At 67.8% G+C, this 17659-nt stretch carries 15 protein-coding genes and 1 pseudogene; 13 read left to right on the top strand and 3 right to left on the bottom strand.

The features are described from left to right. Positions 1-8 precede the first annotated feature (8 nt). From AB0P18_RS00080 to AB0P18_RS00065, 4 genes are read left to right on the top strand one after another with little or no spacing between them, the layout of a single operon-like run. Entirely contained in the window at positions 9-869 is an 861-nt protein-coding gene (locus tag AB0P18_RS00080; RefSeq protein ID WP_363358381.1) for an alpha/beta hydrolase, read from the top strand. 13 nt (positions 870-882) lie between these two features. Next, on the top strand, positions 883-1284 hold the full coding sequence (locus AB0P18_RS00075) for a nuclear transport factor 2 family protein (RefSeq protein WP_363358380.1): 402 nt from the start codon (positions 883-885) through the stop codon (positions 1282-1284). Then, positions 1285-2583 (top strand): FAD-dependent oxidoreductase, encoded by a 1299-nt coding sequence (locus tag AB0P18_RS00070; RefSeq protein WP_363358379.1) that lies wholly within the window; start codon positions 1285-1287, stop codon positions 2581-2583. Positions 2584-2621: 38 nt separating this feature from the next. Then, positions 2622-3407 (top strand): SDR family oxidoreductase, encoded by a 786-nt coding sequence (locus tag AB0P18_RS00065; protein ID WP_363358378.1) that lies wholly within the window; start codon positions 2622-2624, stop codon positions 3405-3407. Positions 3408-3428: 21 nt separating this feature from the next. Here the strand turns inward: AB0P18_RS00065 and AB0P18_RS00060 are convergent, their stop codons facing one another. Continuing rightward, positions 3429-4466, bottom strand: coding sequence for an NADP-dependent oxidoreductase (locus tag AB0P18_RS00060; RefSeq protein WP_363358377.1), 1038 nt, complete (start codon positions 4464-4466; stop codon positions 3429-3431). A gap of 111 nt (positions 4467-4577) precedes the next feature. On the opposite strand from AB0P18_RS00060, the gene hutH reads away from it, so the two are divergent. The 9 genes and pseudogenes from hutH to AB0P18_RS00015 all read left to right on the top strand — a co-directional run bounded on the left by hutH (position 4578) and on the right by AB0P18_RS00015 (position 14891). Further along, on the top strand, positions 4578-6110 hold the full coding sequence (gene hutH, locus AB0P18_RS00055; RefSeq protein ID WP_363358376.1) for a histidine ammonia-lyase: 1533 nt from the start codon (positions 4578-4580) through the stop codon (positions 6108-6110). Between the two features lie 343 nt (positions 6111-6453). Next, the gene (locus AB0P18_RS00050; protein WP_363358375.1) at positions 6454-7401 is read left to right on the top strand and encodes an ABC transporter substrate-binding protein; all 948 of its coding nucleotides are present in this window, start codon (positions 6454-6456) and stop codon (positions 7399-7401) included. A 96-nt stretch (positions 7402-7497) separates the two neighbouring features. Further along, positions 7498-8376, top strand: a complete 879-nt coding sequence (locus AB0P18_RS00045; protein ID WP_363358374.1) for an amino acid ABC transporter permease — start codon at positions 7498-7500, stop codon at positions 8374-8376. Beyond that, positions 8376-9146, top strand: coding sequence for an amino acid ABC transporter ATP-binding protein (locus AB0P18_RS00040; RefSeq protein ID WP_363358373.1), 771 nt, complete (start codon positions 8376-8378; stop codon positions 9144-9146). Before AB0P18_RS00045 ends, AB0P18_RS00040 begins: the two co-directional genes overlap by 1 nt. Further along, on the top strand, positions 9143-9925 hold the full coding sequence (locus tag AB0P18_RS00035; RefSeq protein WP_363358372.1) for an alpha/beta fold hydrolase: 783 nt from the start codon (positions 9143-9145) through the stop codon (positions 9923-9925). The genes AB0P18_RS00040 and AB0P18_RS00035 overlap by 4 nt, the downstream gene beginning before the upstream one ends. A 136-nt stretch (positions 9926-10061) precedes the next feature. Continuing rightward, positions 10062-10838, top strand: coding sequence for an electron transfer flavoprotein subunit beta/FixA family protein (locus tag AB0P18_RS00030; RefSeq protein ID WP_363358371.1), 777 nt, complete (start codon positions 10062-10064; stop codon positions 10836-10838). A gap of 11 nt (positions 10839-10849) precedes the next feature. Beyond that, positions 10850-11815, top strand: coding sequence for an electron transfer flavoprotein subunit alpha/FixB family protein (locus AB0P18_RS00025; RefSeq protein WP_363358370.1), 966 nt, complete (start codon positions 10850-10852; stop codon positions 11813-11815). A gap of 219 nt (positions 11816-12034) precedes the next feature. Next, positions 12035-13342 (top strand): cytochrome b/b6 domain-containing protein, encoded by a 1308-nt coding sequence (locus tag AB0P18_RS00020; RefSeq protein ID WP_363358369.1) that lies wholly within the window; start codon positions 12035-12037, stop codon positions 13340-13342. 83 nt (positions 13343-13425) lie between these two features. Then, a pseudogene (locus AB0P18_RS00015) lies at positions 13426-14891 on the top strand (aspartate ammonia-lyase). Positions 14892-15854: 963 nt separating this feature from the next. Here the strand turns inward: AB0P18_RS00015 and AB0P18_RS00010 are convergent. Both AB0P18_RS00010 and tal read right to left on the bottom strand, forming a co-directional pair. Continuing rightward, on the bottom strand, positions 15855-16865 hold the full coding sequence (locus AB0P18_RS00010) for an NAD(P)-dependent alcohol dehydrogenase (protein WP_363358368.1): 1011 nt from the start codon (positions 16863-16865) through the stop codon (positions 15855-15857). An 11-nt stretch (positions 16866-16876) separates the two neighbouring features. After that, positions 16877-17659 (bottom strand): transaldolase (gene tal / locus AB0P18_RS00005; RefSeq protein WP_363358367.1); only part of this gene is annotated, 783 nt, incomplete at its 5' end.

Below are 17659 nucleotides of genomic sequence, written 5' to 3'. Positions count from 1 at the left end.
AGAAGACCATGACTGCCCACTTCGACACGAGCAGCTATTCCCACCACGGGCTGGTGACGACCTACCTCCACGCGGGGCGCGGCGACGCCCCGGTTCTCGTGCTCGCGCACGAGGGCGCGTTCGGAGCGTCGGCGGAAGCTAGCTGGGGACCGCTCATCCCGATCCTCGCCGAGCACTACCGTGTCATCGCCCCCGATCTGTTCGGCTACGGGGCGTCGAGCAAGGTCGTGCAGTTCGACGCGCCGCCGTACGATCTCCGGCTGCACCAGATCGCCGCACTGCTGGACGAACTGGGCCTTTCGCACGCGCAGGCGCACCTCGTCGGCAACTCCTTCGGCGGTGCGCTTGCGCTGCGGGCGGTCACGACCGACTGGTTCGCGCACCGGGTGCGATCGGTCGTCTCGTTCGGGGGCACGGGTGGGCCGTACCGGACCGCCGAGGGCATGGAGCACCTCGGCCGGTTCGATGGGACCGTGGAGGACATGGCCCGTCTCGTGCGGTTCGCCAACGGACAGTTCACGGGCTTCGACGATCAGGTCGCGATCCGCATGGCGGGAGCCGGCGCGGCCAACTACCGGTCGGTCCTGGCGCCGATGATGCCCGCGCCGTTCAGTCCGCCGCCCTCGGGCGACCGATACCCCGAGACGCTGGCCACGACGACGGTCCCCGTCGTCGCCGTCGCCGGGAAGAACGACCCGTTCGTGGAGCCCGGATGGGCGCAGCAGATCACCCGGCACGCGCCGCTCGGCCGCGCCGTCGAGATCGACGGCCGCCACAGCCCCAACGTGGTCGACCCCGACGGCACGGCCCGACTGATCCTCACCATCCTGCGCGAGAACGAAGAGCTCGCCGCGCGCAACGACGCCTGAAAGGAAGACCCCCATGACTGTTTCCCTCGAGACCGTGACCGCATGGCTGGATGAATTCGGTCGCGTGTGGCGGCAGGCCGACGCGGATGCCGCGGCCGCGCTGCATCCCGCGGACGGTGTCTATCGCAACAGCCCGTTCCTCGACCAGCCCTATGTGGGCACCGAGGCGATCAAGGGCTTCTGGGAGCGCGCCCTCGTCGGCGTCTCCGAGATCGACTTCCGCTACGGCGTCCCGGTGATCCAGGGCGACCGCGCGGCCGTGGAGTGGTGGGTGACGGAGATGAACAACGGCGAAGCAGCCACCCTCGCGGGCATCTTCCTGCTCACTTTCGACGGCGAGCTCGTCTCCGATCTCCGCGAGGCCTTCGTGAAGCAGGCCGGTGCGCACGAGCCCCACGAGGGCTGGGGTGTCTGAATGACCGACGACACCCGCGCAGAGGTTCTCGTGATCGGGGCCGGCGTCATCGGCGCGAGCATCGCCTTGGAAATGGCGCGGGCAGGTCACGACGTCCTCGTCCTGGACCGCAGCAGCGCGGCGGGAACCGGCTCGACCTCGTCCTCCGCCGCGATCGTGCGCGTCCACGCCGGTGACGCCCACACCTCGGCGCTCTCGGATGACGCGCTGACGGTCTGGCACGACTGGGCGGAGTTCCTCGATGCGGGGCCGGGTGAGCACCTCGCTCGCTTCCGCCATTCCGGTTCGCTGCTGCTGGACCCCGGCGACGGCTCGCTCGCCCAGATCGAGCGGGCGATGAGCGAGGCGGGGGTGGGGTTCGAACGGTGGTCGCTGGAGGAGACCGAGACGCGCTTCCCCTATCTCGATCTGCACCGGTTCGGTCCGCCTGGGCCGATCGACGACGAGTCGTTCTGGGAGGACCCCGATGAGTTCCTCGCCGGCGCGGTTTACACCGACCAGTCGGGTTACGTCTCGGACCCGGCGCTCGCGGCGGTCAATCTGCTCGACGCGGCGCGGCGGGCCGGTGCGCGCGTGTCGATGCCGGCGGCGGTCGCCACGGTCGACGTGAGCGCGGACCGCGTCCGCGGCGTGACTCTCGCCGATGGGCGCCGGATCCTCGCTGACACGGTGGTCCTGGCCGCCGGACCCCACACCGCTCGACTGCTGGATCCGATCGGCGCCGCCGACGACTTCGGGGTGGCGCTGCTGAGGGTCCGCACGGAGGAAGTGCATGTCCTCGCCCCGCCCGGCTTCGACATGACTACTCAGGGCGTTCATCTGGTCGACAGCGATCTCAACACGAACTTCCGGCCCGAAGGCGCCGACGCGTTCCACGGGGGCAGCAACCAGGGGGTCCCGGAGGAGCAGGTCCTGCTGGACGACCCCGACGATTTCCATCCCGTGGTCTCTGCCGACGGCTGGGAGCGCCTCACTCTGCGTCTGGCGCGCCGCATCCCCGAGCTCGGCATTCCGCGCGCGAAGAGCGGCATCGTGGGCATCATCGACGCCGCCGAGGACTGGGTCCCGATCTATGACCGCACCCGCTACGACGGGCTGTTCGTGGCGGCGGGGACGTCGGGATCGCAATTCAAGGTGGCACCCCTGGTCGGGGCGATCATGCGTCACATCGTGGAGACGACCCTCGACGGCGGCGATCACACGTCGGTGCCCTTCCGGAGCCCCGTGAGCGATCGGACCTACTCGACAGCGATGTACTCGCGCTTGCGCGAGCCCTTCGTCGGCCTGGCGCGACTGTGAGCGCGGCGGCCGGCGCGGATCCCACAGAGAGGAATGCAATGAACATCGACGAACTGCCCCTGCGCGGCAAGACGGTGCTGATCACCGGGTCGGCCGAGCGGGCGGGGCGAGACTTCGCCCGGCACCTGGCCGCAGCGGGGGGCTCGATCGTCATCAACCATTGGGGCCAATCCGTCGAGGCGGAGGAGACCCTGAGGCTCATCAAGGCGGACGGCGGCGAAGCCATCGTGGTCGAGGCTGATGTGTCCGACCCTGCGCATGCGGTCCCGCTCGTCGAGGCGGCGAGCGGATGGAAGGGCGACCTCAGCGTCCTCGTCCACAACGCCAGCTTCCTGCGCGCGAAGGAGTTCGAGGACGTCACGCCCACCGACTTCGACGCCTCGTTCGGAGTGAACCTGCGGGGGCCCTTCTTCATCAGCCAGGCAGCGGCGGCGGTCATGAACAGGCAGGGACACGGACGCATCATCGCCCTCGTGGGAAACTCGACCTCCGAGGCGTGGCCGAACCTGATCCCGCACATCCTGTCCAAGACAGCGCTGGTCCGCCTCATGGAACAGCTCGCCGTCGCACTGTCGCCCACCATCCAGTGCAACGCGATCGCTCCGTCGCAGTTCTACCGCTCCGACGACGGGGCCAATGACGCGCTGCGCCGATATCGCGGTGAGCCGCTCGCGAACGACGAGACGTACCGCATGGGGACGAGGTTCGAGTTCCGCAACGGCAACGCCGCCGACGTGGCGGAGGCGATCCTCTATCTCGCCACCTGCTCCTCGTACATGACCGGCGTGACGTTGCGACTGGACGGCGGCAAGGCACTGTACTGAGGCCGTCCGTCTCCCCGCCGGTCAGCGGCGGGGAGACGGCTCGGGCCCGACGCGGACGACGAGCTTGCCGAAGTTCTCCCCGCGGAGCATCCCGAGGAACGCCTCGGGTGCGTTCTCGATGCCGTCGACGACATCTTCCAGGTACCGCAGCCGTCCCTCGCCCCACCATCGGGAGACATCGCGCTGGAACCGCTCCGAGAGGGTGTCGACGAAGTCGCGCTGGGTGAAGCCGCGAACGGTCATGCGCTTGATGTTGATCGCCGTCATGAGTTCCGGGAGCCGGTCGGGGCCCGCCGGGGGCTCCGTCCGGTTGTACTGCGACACCAAGCCGCACAGCGGGACCCGGGCGAAGTCATTGAGGTGGGGGAACACGGCATCCCAGACCGCCCCGCCGACGTTCTCGAAGTAGACATCGACGCCATCGGGGACCGCAGCTGCGAGGTCATCGGCGAAGGTAGCCGAGCGATGGTCGAGAGCGACATCGAATCCCCCTTCGCTCGCCATCCATTCCACCTTTCGAGCACCGCCCGCGATGCCGACAACGCGAGCACCGCGGAGCTTGGCGAACTGCCCGGCGGCGCCGCCCACCGCGCCGGTCGCCGCCGCGACGACGAAGGTCTCGCCCTGCTGCGGGCGGCCGATCTCCTCGACCCCGATGTAGGCGGCGAAGCCCGGCATGCCGAGAAGCCCGAGGTGGGCGGACAGCGGCGCCGCCGCGGGGTCGAGCCTGCGAAGACCGGCGCCGGGGGCGACGGCGTGCGTCTGCCACCCGTTGCGCGAGAGCACGACGTCCCCCGGCGCGAGGTCGGGGTGGCGCGTGTGGATCACTTCGCTGACGGTCCCTGCCTCCATGACCTCCCCCAGTTCCACCGCAGCGGCATAGGACTTCGCCGCGTTCATCCGCCCGCGCATGTAGGGATCGAGTGAGAGGTAGATGGTGCGCAGAAGCACCTCGCCGTCCCGGAGGGGGCGTACCGGGCGTGTCTCAAGCCGGAAGTCGGACAGCGTCGGCTCGCCGTGCGGACGGGACGCGAGGACGATGGCGGTGCTGGCGGTCACTCCCGCACTCTACCGGCAGCGCACCACTTCTGTACTACAGTTACGTACACATCGAGCGACCACCGCTCCCAGCGATCGCGCCGCTCCCACCCGACGCAAGAGGAGAAGTCTGTGACAACGATCACCATCACCGGCGAGCACATCGGCCTCGATGCCCTTCGTGACGTGTTCCGCGGCCCTGTCACGGTGGAGCTCGCGCCGTCCGCGGTCGCGAATCTGGAACGCGCGCACAAGGTCATCATCGATGCGATCGAGCGCGGCGATGTCGTCTATGCCGTGAACACCGGTTACGGCAAGCTCGCCGATCGGCGTATTTCTCCCGACGATCTCCTCGAGCTGCAGCGCCGCTCGGTGCTCTCCCACATGGTCGGCGTCGGCGACCCCCTCCCTGACCACATCGTGCGCGGCATCATGGTGATCAAGCTCATCGGGCTGGCGCGCGGCCACTCCGGTCTTCGCGTGGAGGTCGCCCAGCGCATGGTCGACATGATCAACGCCGACGCCCTGCCGTTGATCCCGGCGCAGGGATCGGTGGGCGCATCCGGCGACCTCGCCCCGCTGGCCTACATGGCGGGCGCGCTGATGGGTGAGGGCCGCGTCCGGGTCGGCGGCGTGACCTATCCGGCTCGCGAAGGGCTCGCCGCGGCGGGACTCGAGCCCATCGTGCTCGGCCCCAAGGAGTGCGCCGCCCTCATCAACGGCGTGCAGGCGTCCACGGCCATCGCTGTCAACGGCCTGTTCGGCGCGGAGGCCGTCTTCAACGCGGGCCTGGCAGGCGGTGCGCTGACGCTCGAGGCGACCGCGGGACGCCCCGGGGTTCTCGACGACCGCATCCAGCAGGTGCGGGGCCACGTCGGGCAGATCCGTGTCGCCGCCGCCCTGCGCGCCCTCGTCGCAGACAGCCCGGTGCTCGGCATCGAGTTCGAGGGCCGGCGCCTCCAGGACCCGTACTGCCTGCGCTGCCAGCCCCAGGTCATGGGCGCGGCGCTCGACCTCCTGGCCTTCGCCGCGGTCACTCTGGAGACCGAGGTCAACGCAGTCTCGGACAACCCGCTGATGTTCCCCGACGACGACCTGGTGCTGTCCGGCGGCAACTTCCACGGTCAGCCGGTCGCGTATGCGGCCGACATCATCGCTCTGGCGCTGTGCGAGATCGGGTCGATCTCCGAGCGGCGTCAGGCGATGCTCATGGACTCGTCGATGAGCGGGCTGCCGCCCTTTCTCGTCGGCAACGCCGGTCTCAACGGCGGGTTCATGATGGCGCAGGTCACCAGTGCGGCACTCGTGGCGGAGAACCGCGCCAAAGCGACCCCCAACAGTGTCGACAGCATTCCCACCTCCGCCGGTCAGGAGGATCACGTCAGCATGGCCATGCACGCCTCGGTGCGGCTGGGGGCGATGGTCCGCAACGCGGCCTACGTCGTCGCCATCGAACTCCTCTGCGCGGCCCAGGGGCTGGATCTGCGCAATGACGGCGACGCGGCGCCCGGGAACAAGCCCACCTACGACCTCGTCCGCGGGATCGCAGCGCGACTGGTGGACGACCGGATCCTCTCGGAGGAGATGGAGGCGGTCGCTGCTCGGATCCTCGACGGCGATTTCGTCGGCCAGGTCGGCGTGGCGGTGGCCTCGCGGGTCGACTGAACTCACCCCGCGTTCCCCGCAGAAGGGGGTGGAGCTTGGTGGCTTCACCCCCATTTCTGCGTCCGCCGGGGGCGTTTCCGGGCCCGCGGCCGATACGATCACACTTCAAGTTCGTAAAATGCACGTTACAGCCCTCTCTCGAAGCGAAGACGATACTTCATCTTGTGCCGGTAAAAATCCCAGTTCAGAGCCAATTCTGATCGTCGATCGACTCGTTCTGACGACGATTTTGATGCTTGCTGACCGGATGTAATTGAGGTACGTTCATCGCAAGGCGTCAGCCCCAACTGAACGACGACGTTCATCAGCGGTACCAACCATCCCGAAGTTGCCAGGAGTTCACATGAACCGTTTCCGACGCACCACAGCAATGGTCTCGCTCACGGTGGTCGCCGCGCTCGTCGCGGTCGGCTGCGCGGCGGGCACGCCCTCGGGCGATCCCTCCGAGTCTGCGAGCGATCTCGTCGACCCGGCGCTGCAGGCGCTGCTGCCCGAAGACATCATCAAGAAGGGGGAGATCCTCGTCGGCACCGATCCGTCGTATCCGCCGTGCGACTTCCTCAACGACGAAGGAGAGATCGACGGCTACAACAACGCGCTGCTGCAGGCGATGGCCCCGCGCCTGGGCGTGAAGATCCGCATGGAGGCCATCGCCTTCGACGGGCTCCTGCCGGGCGTGGAGAGCGGGCGCTTCGACGCGGCCATGGAGTGCATCACCGACAACGCCGAGCGCCAGGAGATCGTCCAGTTCGTCGACTACAGCTACAGCACGAAGGGGATCATCAAGCTCGCCGACTCGGCAGCGGAGATCACCGAGAACCCGCTGACGATGTGTGGACTGCACGCCGGCGTCCAGACCGGCACGGAGTTCGTCACCGACGTCGAGCTTTTCAACCAGAACTGCGAGGAGTCCGGCGAGCCGGCGATCGAGACGACCAACTTCCCGACGACCGCCGATCAGAACACCGCTCTGCAGTCCGGCCAGATCGACTTTGCCGTGACGAGCTTCGCGACCGGTGCGTGGCAGGCGAAGGAGACCGACGGCCTGTTCGAGATCCTGGCCAGCCCGCTCCTCGCCAAGACCTACGTCGGCATCGTCGTCGGCCTGGAGTCCGACGACCTTGCGGCTGCCCTCGAAGGGGCGCTCGCCTCGATCATGGAGGACGGCACCTACGAAGAGGTCCTGAAGGAGTGGAAGCTCGAGGCGCTCGCGCTGCCTGCGGCGGGCATCAACCTCGCCACGAGCGACCCGCTCGAGGTCCCCGTGCCGTGCGGGGCGTGCGGCGAGTAACCGGATCCTCTTGCTCGTGCGGCTGGCGCGGCGCAACCCGCGCCAGCCGCATCCCCGATTCCGCCCGCTGTCCGGCCCCATCGAACTGGGAACAACATGAGCGACACATCCGTAGAGACCTCCGTGCGGGATCCCTTCGCCAAACCACTGCCCCTTCGACACCCCAGCTACTGGATCACCGCGGTCGTCGTGGGGGTGCTCTTCCTCCTCGCCGTGTTCGTCCTCGCGACGAACAAGAGCGCGAAGTGGGACGCCTTCGCCCGCTATCTCTTTTCCCCACAGATCATGGAGGGCCTCTGGGTGACGATCCAGCTGGCCGTGATCTCGCAAGTTCTCGCCCTGGCGATCGGCTGCATCCTCGCCCTGCTGAGAGAATCCAAGAATCCGACGCTGCGACTGGTGGTGCGGGCATACGTGTGGTTCTTCCGCGGGCTGCCTCTCCTGGTGCTCCTCCTGCTCATCTTCAACGCAGCGCTCTTCATCCCGCAGATCGGCTTCGGCGGCTGGGGATGGGACACCAACGACCTGATCACCGGATTCACCGCGGCAATCATCGGCCTGTCACTGCACGAAGGCGCCTTCATGACCGAGATCATCCGTGCCGGGTTCCTGTCCGTGCCGAAGGGACAACGCGAGGCCGCCCAGAGCATCGGGATGAAGCCCGGGACGACGATGCGGTCCATCGTTCTCCCGCAGGCCATCCGCATCATCATCCCGCCCACCGGAAACCAGTTCATCAGCCTGCTCAAGGCGAGCTCGCTCGTGGCGGTGATCGGCGGCGGCGATCTCCTCACCCGTGCCCAGCAGCTCTACGGCTCCAACTTCCAGGTGATCCCGCTGCTGTTCGTGGTGAGTTTCTGGTACCTCGTCCTCGTCACTCTCGCAACGGTCGGCCAGCACTTCCTCGAGAAGCGGTTCTCCCAGGAGGGCGGACCCCGAAAAGCCATTCGCTCGAACGTGAAGGCGGTGGCGTGATGGCTGGGACGACTCCTCTGGTGACCGCGCGGAACGTTGTGAAGAGCTACGGCGACGTACAGGTGCTAAAGGACATCTCGCTCGACGTCGACGAGGGAGAGGTGCTCTGCCTGATCGGTCCGTCCGGGTCGGGCAAGAGCACCTTGCTTCGCTGCATCAACTATCTCGAGCAGATGGACAGCGGCTACATCAAGGTCGGTGACGAGTTCGCGGGGGCCGTCGTCAAGGACGGCGCCTTGCACGAGGCATCCCCTGCGGAGCTCGCGAGCTACCGCCAGCGCGTCGGCATGGTGTTCCAGCACTTCAACCTCTTCCTTCATCTCACGGCGCTGGAGAACGTGACGATCGGTCTGCGCAAGGTGCGGGGGATGAGCAAGCGGGAGGCCGCCGATCGCGGGCGGGCCGCGCTGGCCAGCGTGGGGCTTCAGCATCTGGAGGGGTCGTTCCCCCGCAATCTCTCCGGGGGGCAACAGCAGCGCGTCGCGATCGCCCGAGCGGTCGCGATGGAGCCGAGGGTCATGCTCTTCGACGAGCCCACCAGCGCACTCGACCCCGAGCTCGTGGGCGAGGTGCTCTCTGTGATGCGAGCACTGGCCGAGGGCGGGATGACGATGATCGTCGTGACGCATGAGATGAGGTTCGCCCGCGACGTCGGATCGCGGGTGGCGTTCATGGATCAGGGGGTCATCGCAGAAATCGGATCTGCGAGCGAGGTCCTGGACACCCCTCGGTCCGAGCGCACCAAGACGTTCCTGCAGCGCGTCGGATGAGCGCCACCCCTGTCGCGCTGAGGCTCTCGGAGGAGCCCGGAACGCAGAGCGGCGTGCCGCTGGTCCTGGGGCACTCTCTCGGTACGTCGGCGGAGTTGTGGAGTGAGGCTCTGCCGTGGTTGCGGGATCGGTTCCGGGTGTTCCTGTGGGAACTTCCCGGTCACGGTGGCGGGAAGCCGGCGACTGGCCCGTATCGCGTCGAGGATGTCACCGATGGATTGGTCGCCGGACTCCGGGCGCGCGGGGTCGACAGCTTTCACTATGCGGGCGTGTCGATCTCGGGGTGCGTGGGGCTGGATCTGTGCCTGCGATACCCGGAGTCGGTGACCACGGCGACCGTGATCTCCACCGGGGCTCGCGTCGATGACCCGCCCCTCATGCGGGAACGCGCCGTCGTCGCACGTGCCGACGGGCTCGACGGCTTCGTAGAGGCGTTCCGTACGCGATGGTTCGCAACTGCGACTCCGGCGGCGACCGCGGACAGGATACTCAGCATGCTCGCGCGGACGGATGCCGAAAGCTATGCGTTCGCGGCCGAGGCGCTGGCCGATTTCGATGTCTGGAATCTGGTTCCGCGGATCGAGACTCCTCTTCTCGCGGTCGGCGCCGAGGAGGACCGGTCGGTTCCCGTGGAGCGCTCCTTCGAGCTTGCCAGGCGGGCTCGCCGCGGGTCGGCGATCTCGATCCCCCGGAGCGCGCACAGTGTGGTGGCTGAGAGACCGGACGCTGTCTCGTCCGTGATCGTCGAGTTCGCAGAACAACACCGTCGTAGACAGTAGTCCGGCCGGGCCGCGCATGCACGGCCCGGGCGTCGACGAAGGAGCCGGGCGTGGGTCCGATGCGCTCGCCCTGCGATGAACATCCGATGCGGAAGAGGCCAGCGGCCTCTCCTGCAGTGAGCGTGAGGTATTCGTGATGAAGATCGTTGTCCTGGTCAAGGAAGTCCCGGATACCTATGGGGATCGCAGGCTGTCGTTGGAGACGGGGCTTGCTGATCGGGCGGGCAGTGAGACGGTGCTCGATGAGATTGGTGAGCGGGCGCTGGAGGTGGCGTTGTCGTATGCCGATAAGACCCCGGGCACGGAGGTGGTGGTGTTGTCGATGGCGCCGGAGTCGGCGTCGGTGACGGTGCGCAAGGGCCTCGCGATGGGCGCGGGGTCGGCGGTGCAGGTCGTGGACGTGGGTCTGCTGGGTGCGGATCTGGGGCTGACGGCGGAGGTGCTGGCGGCGGCACTGCAGCGTACCGGGTTCGATCTGGTGATCGCCGGCAACCAGTCGACCGACGGAGTGGGCGGGGTCGTTCCGGCGATGGTGGCTGAGATCCTCGACGTGCCGTCGGTCACGTATCTGGGCGCGGTGGAGATCGGCGAGGGCGTGGTGTCGGGCACCCGAGCGTCGGACGGCGCGTCGATGCAGGTCACGGCGCCGCTGCCGGCGGTGATCTCGATCACCGAGGCGTTGCCCGATGCGCGCTTCCCGAACTTCAAGGCCATCATGGCGGCGAAGAAGAAGCCGTTCGAGACGCTGTCGCTCGCCGAACTCGAGATCGAACCGCACGACCCCGCCGCCTCGCGGTCGATCGTGATCGGGTTGAGTGAGAAGCCGCCGCGCGGGGCCGGCGTGAAGATCGTTGATGAGGGGGATGCCGGGCAGAAGCTCGCCGACTTCCTCATTCAGAACCGGCTGGTGTGAGGGTGGCTCCGATGACGTTCGCAGATGACTCGATCCTGGTCCTGCTCGACACGACCTCGTCGGGTGGGCTCGCCAAGTCGGCCGCAGAAGTGCTGGGCGCCGCCGCCTCGGTGGGCACGCCGGTCGCGCTGATCGTCGGCGAAGCGGCGCTCGCGGCGGATGCTGCCGCCCTCGGTGCGGCGGCGGTGCTGGTCGCGCCGGTCGGTGACGCACTCGGCACCGCTGCCGTGGACGCGCTCACCGTGGCCGCCGACCTGGTGCGGCCGGACGCGATCGTGGTGGCGAACTCGGTGGAGGGGCTCGAGGTCGCGGGCCGGTTCGCGGCGCGGACCCGTTCAGGTGTCGCGGTCGACGCCGTCGGCGTCTCGCGCGACGCGGAGGGTGTGGTGGCGCATCATTCGGTGTATGGCGGGGCGTACAACGTGGATTCGGCGGTGACGTGGGGTGCGCCGGTCATCACGATCCGGCAGGGATCGGTCGATGCGCGCGCCGGCGCGGTCGCCGGGGTGGAGGGCGAGCCGCTCGAGGTGCGTGCCTCCGGCCGACGGGCTGCGACCGTGGTCTCGACCTCGGAGGCGGTGGTGTCGTCGACGCGTCCGGAGCTGCGCGGAGCGGCGAGGGTGGTGTCGGGCGGACGCGGACTCGGGTCGGGTGAGAAGTTCGCCCTCGTCGAGCAGTTGGCCGACGCACTGGGCGCCGCGATCGGCGCGTCGCGCGCTGCGGTGGACGCGGGCTATGTGCCGTACTCGTATCAGGTGGGGCAGACGGGTGTGTCGGTGTCGCCGCAGTTGTATGTGGCGCTCGGTATCTCGGGCGCGATCCAGCACAAGGCGGGCATGCAGACCGCGAAGACGATCGTCGCGATCAACAAGGACGCCGACGCCCCGATCTTCGAGATCGCCGACTTCGGCGTGGTCGGCGATGTGTTCCAGGTCGTGCCGCAGCTGATCGCGGCGCTCGAGGCGAAGAAGGCGTAACCCGGCATGGCGACGTTCGGCTCCTCAGTGCGGCGCGGTCTGCCGCGGGTGCCCGGCGCCGAGCCCTGGCCCCCGGCGGGCGCCGCGCCCGGCACGAACGGCAACGGCCTAGCGCCGGCCGAGGCCATGACGGAGACCTCGCTAGCTGAGCGAGCGAGGAACGAGCGAGTCGAAACGCCTCGAGCCGCCGCCCCAACCCAGGTTCGCGAGGCGGAGGCCATGGTCGCCGAGACTCAGGTGGCGCAACATGCGGGAACGGATGCCGTGACCCCGCGTGGCGAGACCCCCGAGGCGTCCGTGCCGGGGGTGCGGGCCGTGCGTCGCGGCCTGCCGCGTGTGTCCGGCGGCGAGCCGTGGCCGCCAGCGGGGTTCGCGCCGACTGCGACCGCTGCAGCGTTGACGGATACTGCGCCCGCGCCGGCTGCGGAAGCGCCGGCGGCCGCACCCGCCGAGGTGGCGGCCTCCGTTCCCGTACAAACCGCGGCACCGGCGCGACCGCGCACCGCAACCGGCATCCCGCTGTCGGGGCCGCTGCCGTTCCGCCGAACGGTGTGGGCGGGCAGGGCCGCGCGCACCCGACCGGCGACGAAGCCCGCGCCCCAGCGCTTCGGCCCGTTCACCCGTGGCCAGTTGGCCGGCGCGGTCATCGTCGGCGGTGCCGGACTGCTGTACGCGGCGGGCATGGCGGTGTTCGCGGTCCGCTGGCTGCTCTCGACGCAGTGGGGTGTGGACTTCCTCGCCTCCTACCCGGGCGAGTACCACCTTCCCGAAGGAGCGCCGGTCGGCGTCCCCGCGTGGCTTGGCTGGCAGCACTTCTTCAACGTGTTCCTGATGGTGCTGATCATCCGCACCGGTCTGCAGGTCCGGAACGACAAGCGGCCGAGCGTGTTCTGGTCGCCGCGCAGCAACGGCCGGCGCAAGATAAGCCTGAGCCTGTGGTTCCACCAGTCGCTGGATCTGCTGTGGATCGTCAACGGCGTGATCTTCGTGGTGCTGCTGTTCGTGACGGGGCAGTGGATGAAGATCGTGCCCACGTCGTGGGAGGTGTTCCCGAACGCGGTCTCGGCGGGTCTGCAGTACGTGTCGCTGGACTGGCCGACCGAGAACGGCTGGGTGAACTACAACTCGCTGCAGCAGCTCGCGTACTTCGCGACCGTGTTCCTGGCCGCGCCGCTGGCGATCGCGACCGGCGTGCGGATGAGCCACGTGTGGCCGAAGAACGCGGCCGGGCTGAACAAGGCCTATCCGGTGGAGTGGGCGCGCGCCGTGCACTTCCCGGTGATGCTGTACTTCGTCGCCTTCATCGCCGTGCACGTGTTCCTGGTGTTCGCCACCGGGGCGCTGCGCAACCTCAACCACATGTACGCCGCGCAGGGCTCGGTCGACCCGGACGCGCACGCCTCCAACTGGACCGGCTTCTGGTTCTTCGTCGCCTCGCTCATCGTCATCGCCACCGCTTGGGTCGCCGCCCGGCCCCTCGTGCTGGCGCCCATCGCCCGCCTGTTCGGCAAGGTGACCGGACGCTAACGCCGTTCGCTCGGACAAAGGCGCCCATCGCCGCACTGCCGAAGACTGGAGGAAGAATGAAGAACATCATCAACATGGACGCAATGACGCGAGCCCGCACCGAGACCGACTCTCTCGGATCCCTGGAGATACCCGCCGACGCGTATTGGGGAATCCACACCGCCCGCGCTCTGGAGAACTTCCCGATCTCGAAGAGGCCGATCTCGGTCTACCCCGACCTGGTGCGGGCGCTAGCGATGGTGAAGCAGGCGTCTGCCCGCGCGAACCGTGAGATCGGGGTGCTCGACCTCGCCAAGGCCGATCTCATCGATCGTGCCGCGCAGCTCATCATCGACGGCGACTTCCACGACCAGTTCGTCGTGGGCGTCATCCAGGGCGGCGCCGGCACTTCGACCAACATGAACGCGAACGAGGTCATCACCAACATCGCGCTCGAGCTCGCCGGCCGCCCCAAGGGCGACTACGCCTTCCTGTCGCCGATCGACGACACCAACCGCAGCCAGTCGACGAACGACGTCTACCCGACCGCGATCAAGGTCGGCCTCGGTCTCGACTGAAGACGCTGCTCGAAGAGCTCGATCTGCTGCGCCGCGCGTTCCTCGCGAGGGCCGTCGAGTTCCACGATGTACTTAAGGTCGGTCGCACCCAGCTGCAGGACGCCGTGCCGATGACCCTGGGCCAGGAGTTCCACGGCTTCGCCACGACGCTCGGCTGCGACCACCAGCGCCTGACCGAGAACGCATACCTGCTGTACGGGGTCAACATGGGGGCGACGGCGATCGGCACCGGCATCACGACGCATCCGTCCTACGCACCGGCGGTGCTTCGCCACCTGCGCGAGATCTCGGGTCTCGACCTCGCCACAGCGACCGACCTGGTCGAGGCGACGAGCGACACCGGATCGTTCATGTCGTTCTCGGCGTCACTCAAGCGCAACGCGATCAAGCTCTCGAAGATCTGCAACGACCTGCGCCTGCTGTCGTCGGGTCCGCAGGCAGGCCTGGGCGAGATCAACCTTCCCGCCCGCCAGGCGGGATCCAGCATCATGCCTGGCAAGGTCAACCCGGTGATCCCCGAGGCGTGGAACCAGATCGCCTTCTCGGTCGCCGGTGCCGACCTCACCGTGACGATGGCCGTCGAGAGCGGGCAGCTCCAGCTCAACGCCTTCGAACCGGTCATCGCGCACTCGATCTTCCAGTCGATCACCTGGATGCGCCGGGGGATGCGCATGCTCCGCGTAAGCTGCATCGACGGCATCACCGCAAACCGCGAGCGGCTCGGGGCGATGGTCGGCTCGTCGGTGGCAGTGGTCACCGCACTCACGCCGTTCATCGGGTACGCGGCATCTGCGGCCCTCGCCAAGACGGCCCTCCTCACCGGCCGGGGGGTGGCGGACCTGGTCGTTGAGGCGGGTCTCATGTCGCGCGAGAACGTCGTCAAGCAGCTTTCCCCGGCGCGTCTGTCGGGCCTGGAGGCGATCACCGCCGCGATTCCGATCGTGCAGGCACCGGAGGACATCGTCGAAGGCTCGCCTGCAGACGTACGCTGACTCGGTCGCTGGTTCACGACTTCCGCAGGATGGAGTCGTTGAGGCATGCCGGAATCGAGACTGTGTCGTGGTTCAACTCCCTCTGGGGGAGGGGAGAGCTCGCACCTGTGGCAAGTTGAGCCCGACGATACCTCGTCCGATATGAACTACCCTCCTCGGCGATGACTTGCCACGAAGCTCCCCTCTTACCGCCGCGCCCATCGCTAACAGGTGACGACCTCGAGGCTGACGCTCGACTTGGTGCGCGGGGTCCCCCAGGGGTCCCCGCGCACCACGTTAGTGCCGATCGTCGCGTTCCTCCGGTGGATAGTGTGCGTCGAGAGCGGGGTCCATCGCTCCGGTATTTGCCAGGTCAACAGATCAATTCGCGGAATCTCGGGGCAGAACAGCCCCGCGGCTTGTTCTGGCCGGATCGGCCTATTTCACCCTGCTAAGGTGGAGTCCCCTTATGGGGACCGAGGGTTCAAATCCCTCCGTCTCCGCAGCACCTCACCAGCTCGGATCCCTTGCAAACACTGGGCTCGCGACCGCGGTCGATTCCGGCTACGCGACTTGCGTGAGAACTGCGTAAAGAATGCGTCTCGGGTGTCCGAGGGCCGCTTTCGGAGGCGACCGGTTGAGCAATCGATGCGATAGACCAGGTGTTGAAACGAACCCACCCGTTCGGCGCGACAAGCGTCACCTGCGACTTGATGAACAGAGATTGCAGCATTCCTGGCCGGTTCGAACTACTCATGGTCGATGCCGGCAGCTACCCCGGCCGCTGCGTCGGAGCGGTGGCCTGCGACGTCCCAGCCGTGACCCGTCGCGCGGGTTCGATGGCGGGCCATGCGCGGCGTTGGAACGCTGAGGAGACAGCTGTTCGTAGAAGAGGCACGCGTCAAGCCGGGCTTCGGGATTCGACGAAACGAGCGCTCGGACCCCGACCATCCAGTCAGGAGGTGTTCTGCCGGTCCCGACGGGTCAACCGCGGACTGGCTCGACGATCGCCTTGAGTGAATTTGGATCAGCCGTGGATTCGAGCGCGGCCTGCACATCGGCGAGGCCGTAAATTCCGGTCACCATGCGATCGAGATCGACGATCCCACGAGCGACGAGCGATATCGCTGTCGGCCACGTGTTTGCGTACCTGAAGACCCCTGTGACGATGAGCTCGCGGTTCTGGATCGTCGTGATCGGTAACGGAATCTCGGGGAGCCCCATCCCCACGAGAACCACACGTCCGCCCGGACGGACCGCGGCGATGCCCGTGCGCACCGCGGGAGCGGCACCCGAGGCATCCACGTACGCGTCGACGTCGGCGAGGTCGCGCGTGTTGCCCGTCATCGGATCGAACACCGTCGTGGCCCCGAACCGCAGGGCGGAGTCCCTCCGTGCGCTCGCGACATCGGACACGACGACCTCTGCGACGCCGTAGGCGCGTGCGACCTGGGCGACCGCGATTCCGACTGGGCCGGCGCCGGTAATGAGAACGCGCTGCCCGGGTGCGAAGCCCGCCTTGCGAGCCGTCGCGATCGCGACCGAAAGTGGTTCCATCAGCGCAGCGGCGTGATCGCTCACTCCGTCGGGGATCGCGTGGGCGAAGTGATCCTGGATCGTCACGTACTGCTGGAATGCGCCATCCGTGCCCGGGATTGCGTAGAACGACATGTGCGGATCGAGGTTGTAGTCGCCGCGAAGAGTTTCGCGCGAGCCTGCGGACGGACGCTGCGGCTCGACAGACACCCGATGGCCGACGCGACCCGGGTCAACGCCAGACCCGACTGCGACGATCGTGCCACCGCATTCGTGGCCGAGCACAAGGGGCTCTTCGACGACCCATTCACCGAGGTGGCCGTCTCGGTAGAAGTGCACGTCGGATCCGCACACGCCTACCGCCGTCACCTGCACAAGCACCTCATCCGGGCGCGGCGTCGGGACCGGCCGTTCCCGGAGGTCAATTCGGTGTGGCGCGACGAGCACGCTTGCTTTCATAGTCCGCGGGATCACGAGGCAGTCCGGGCATGATCGAGGGCGGCCGAGACGGTCTTTTGGAGCTCGTGCCAGGACGCGATGAACTTCTCGACGCCTTCGTCCTCGAGCACCTGGGTGACATCGTCGAAGTCGATGCGGACCGTTGAGAGATCCGCGAACACTTGACGCGCGTCGGCGTAGTTGCCGGTGATGGTGTCTCCGGCGACCTCGCCGTGATGAAAGGTGGCTTCAAGGGTCCTTTCCGGCATCGTGTTCACGGTGCTGTGTGCGACGAGCTCCGTGACGTAGAACGTGTCGGGGAGCACAGGATCCTTGACGCCGGTGGATGCCCAGAGTGGCCGCTGAGCGTTCGCGCCTACGAGCATTAGCGCGGTAGCACGGTCGGAGGTGAACTCTGTCGCGTGTAGCTCGTAGGCCAGGCGCGCGTTCGCGATGCCCGCTTTGCTCTTGAGCGCCTCGGCCTCGGGGGTGCCGATCGCGCTGAGCCGCTTGTCGACCTCGGTGTCCACCCGTGAGACGAAGAACGACGCGACGGAGTGGATGCCGGACAGGTCGATGCCCGCCTCCTTGGCCTTTTCGAGGCCGGCCAGGTACGCGTCGATGACGGCGGCGTAGCGCTCGAGGCTGAAGATCAGGGTGACGTTCACCGAGATGCCGGCGCCGATGACCTCGGTGATGGCCGGCAGGCCGGCGAGGGTCGCGGGGATCTTGATGAGCGCGTTGGGGCGGTCCACGCTCGCCCACAGCTCTTTGGCCTGCGCGACGGTCGCCTCGGTGTCGTGGGCGAGGTCGGG

The organism is Microbacterium sp. NPDC064584, from assembly GCF_040687315.1.
GTDB classification, from domain to species: Bacteria; Actinomycetota; Actinomycetes; order Actinomycetales; family Microbacteriaceae; genus Microbacterium; species Microbacterium lacus.
This window is presented reverse-complemented; position numbering and strand designations above follow the sequence as displayed.

Excerpts from the sequence above, each read along its gene's own strand:
- AB0P18_RS00080 (WP_363358381.1), top strand. The coding sequence starts at position 9 with ATGACTGCCCACTTCGACACGAGCAGCTATTCCCACCACGGGCTGGTG.
- AB0P18_RS00075 (WP_363358380.1), top strand. The coding sequence starts at position 883 with ATGACTGTTTCCCTCGAGACCGTGACCGCATGGCTGGATGAATTCGGT.
- AB0P18_RS00070 (WP_363358379.1), top strand. The coding sequence starts at position 1,285 with ATGACCGACGACACCCGCGCAGAGGTTCTCGTGATCGGGGCCGGCGTC.
- AB0P18_RS00065 (WP_363358378.1), top strand. The coding sequence starts at position 2,622 with ATGAACATCGACGAACTGCCCCTGCGCGGCAAGACGGTGCTGATCACC.
- AB0P18_RS00050 (WP_363358375.1), top strand. The coding sequence starts at position 6,454 with ATGAACCGTTTCCGACGCACCACAGCAATGGTCTCGCTCACGGTGGTC.
- AB0P18_RS00045 (WP_363358374.1), top strand. The coding sequence starts at position 7,498 with ATGAGCGACACATCCGTAGAGACCTCCGTGCGGGATCCCTTCGCCAAA.
- AB0P18_RS00040 (WP_363358373.1), top strand. The coding sequence starts at position 8,376 with ATGGCTGGGACGACTCCTCTGGTGACCGCGCGGAACGTTGTGAAGAGC.
- AB0P18_RS00035 (WP_363358372.1), top strand. The coding sequence starts at position 9,143 with ATGAGCGCCACCCCTGTCGCGCTGAGGCTCTCGGAGGAGCCCGGAACG.
- AB0P18_RS00030 (WP_363358371.1), top strand. The coding sequence starts at position 10,062 with ATGAAGATCGTTGTCCTGGTCAAGGAAGTCCCGGATACCTATGGGGAT.
- AB0P18_RS00025 (WP_363358370.1), top strand. The coding sequence starts at position 10,850 with ATGACGTTCGCAGATGACTCGATCCTGGTCCTGCTCGACACGACCTCG.
- AB0P18_RS00020 (WP_363358369.1), top strand. The coding sequence starts at position 12,035 with ATGGTCGCCGAGACTCAGGTGGCGCAACATGCGGGAACGGATGCCGTG.
- AB0P18_RS00010 (WP_363358368.1), bottom strand. The coding sequence starts at position 16,865 with ATGAAAGCAAGCGTGCTCGTCGCGCCACACCGAATTGACCTCCGGGAA.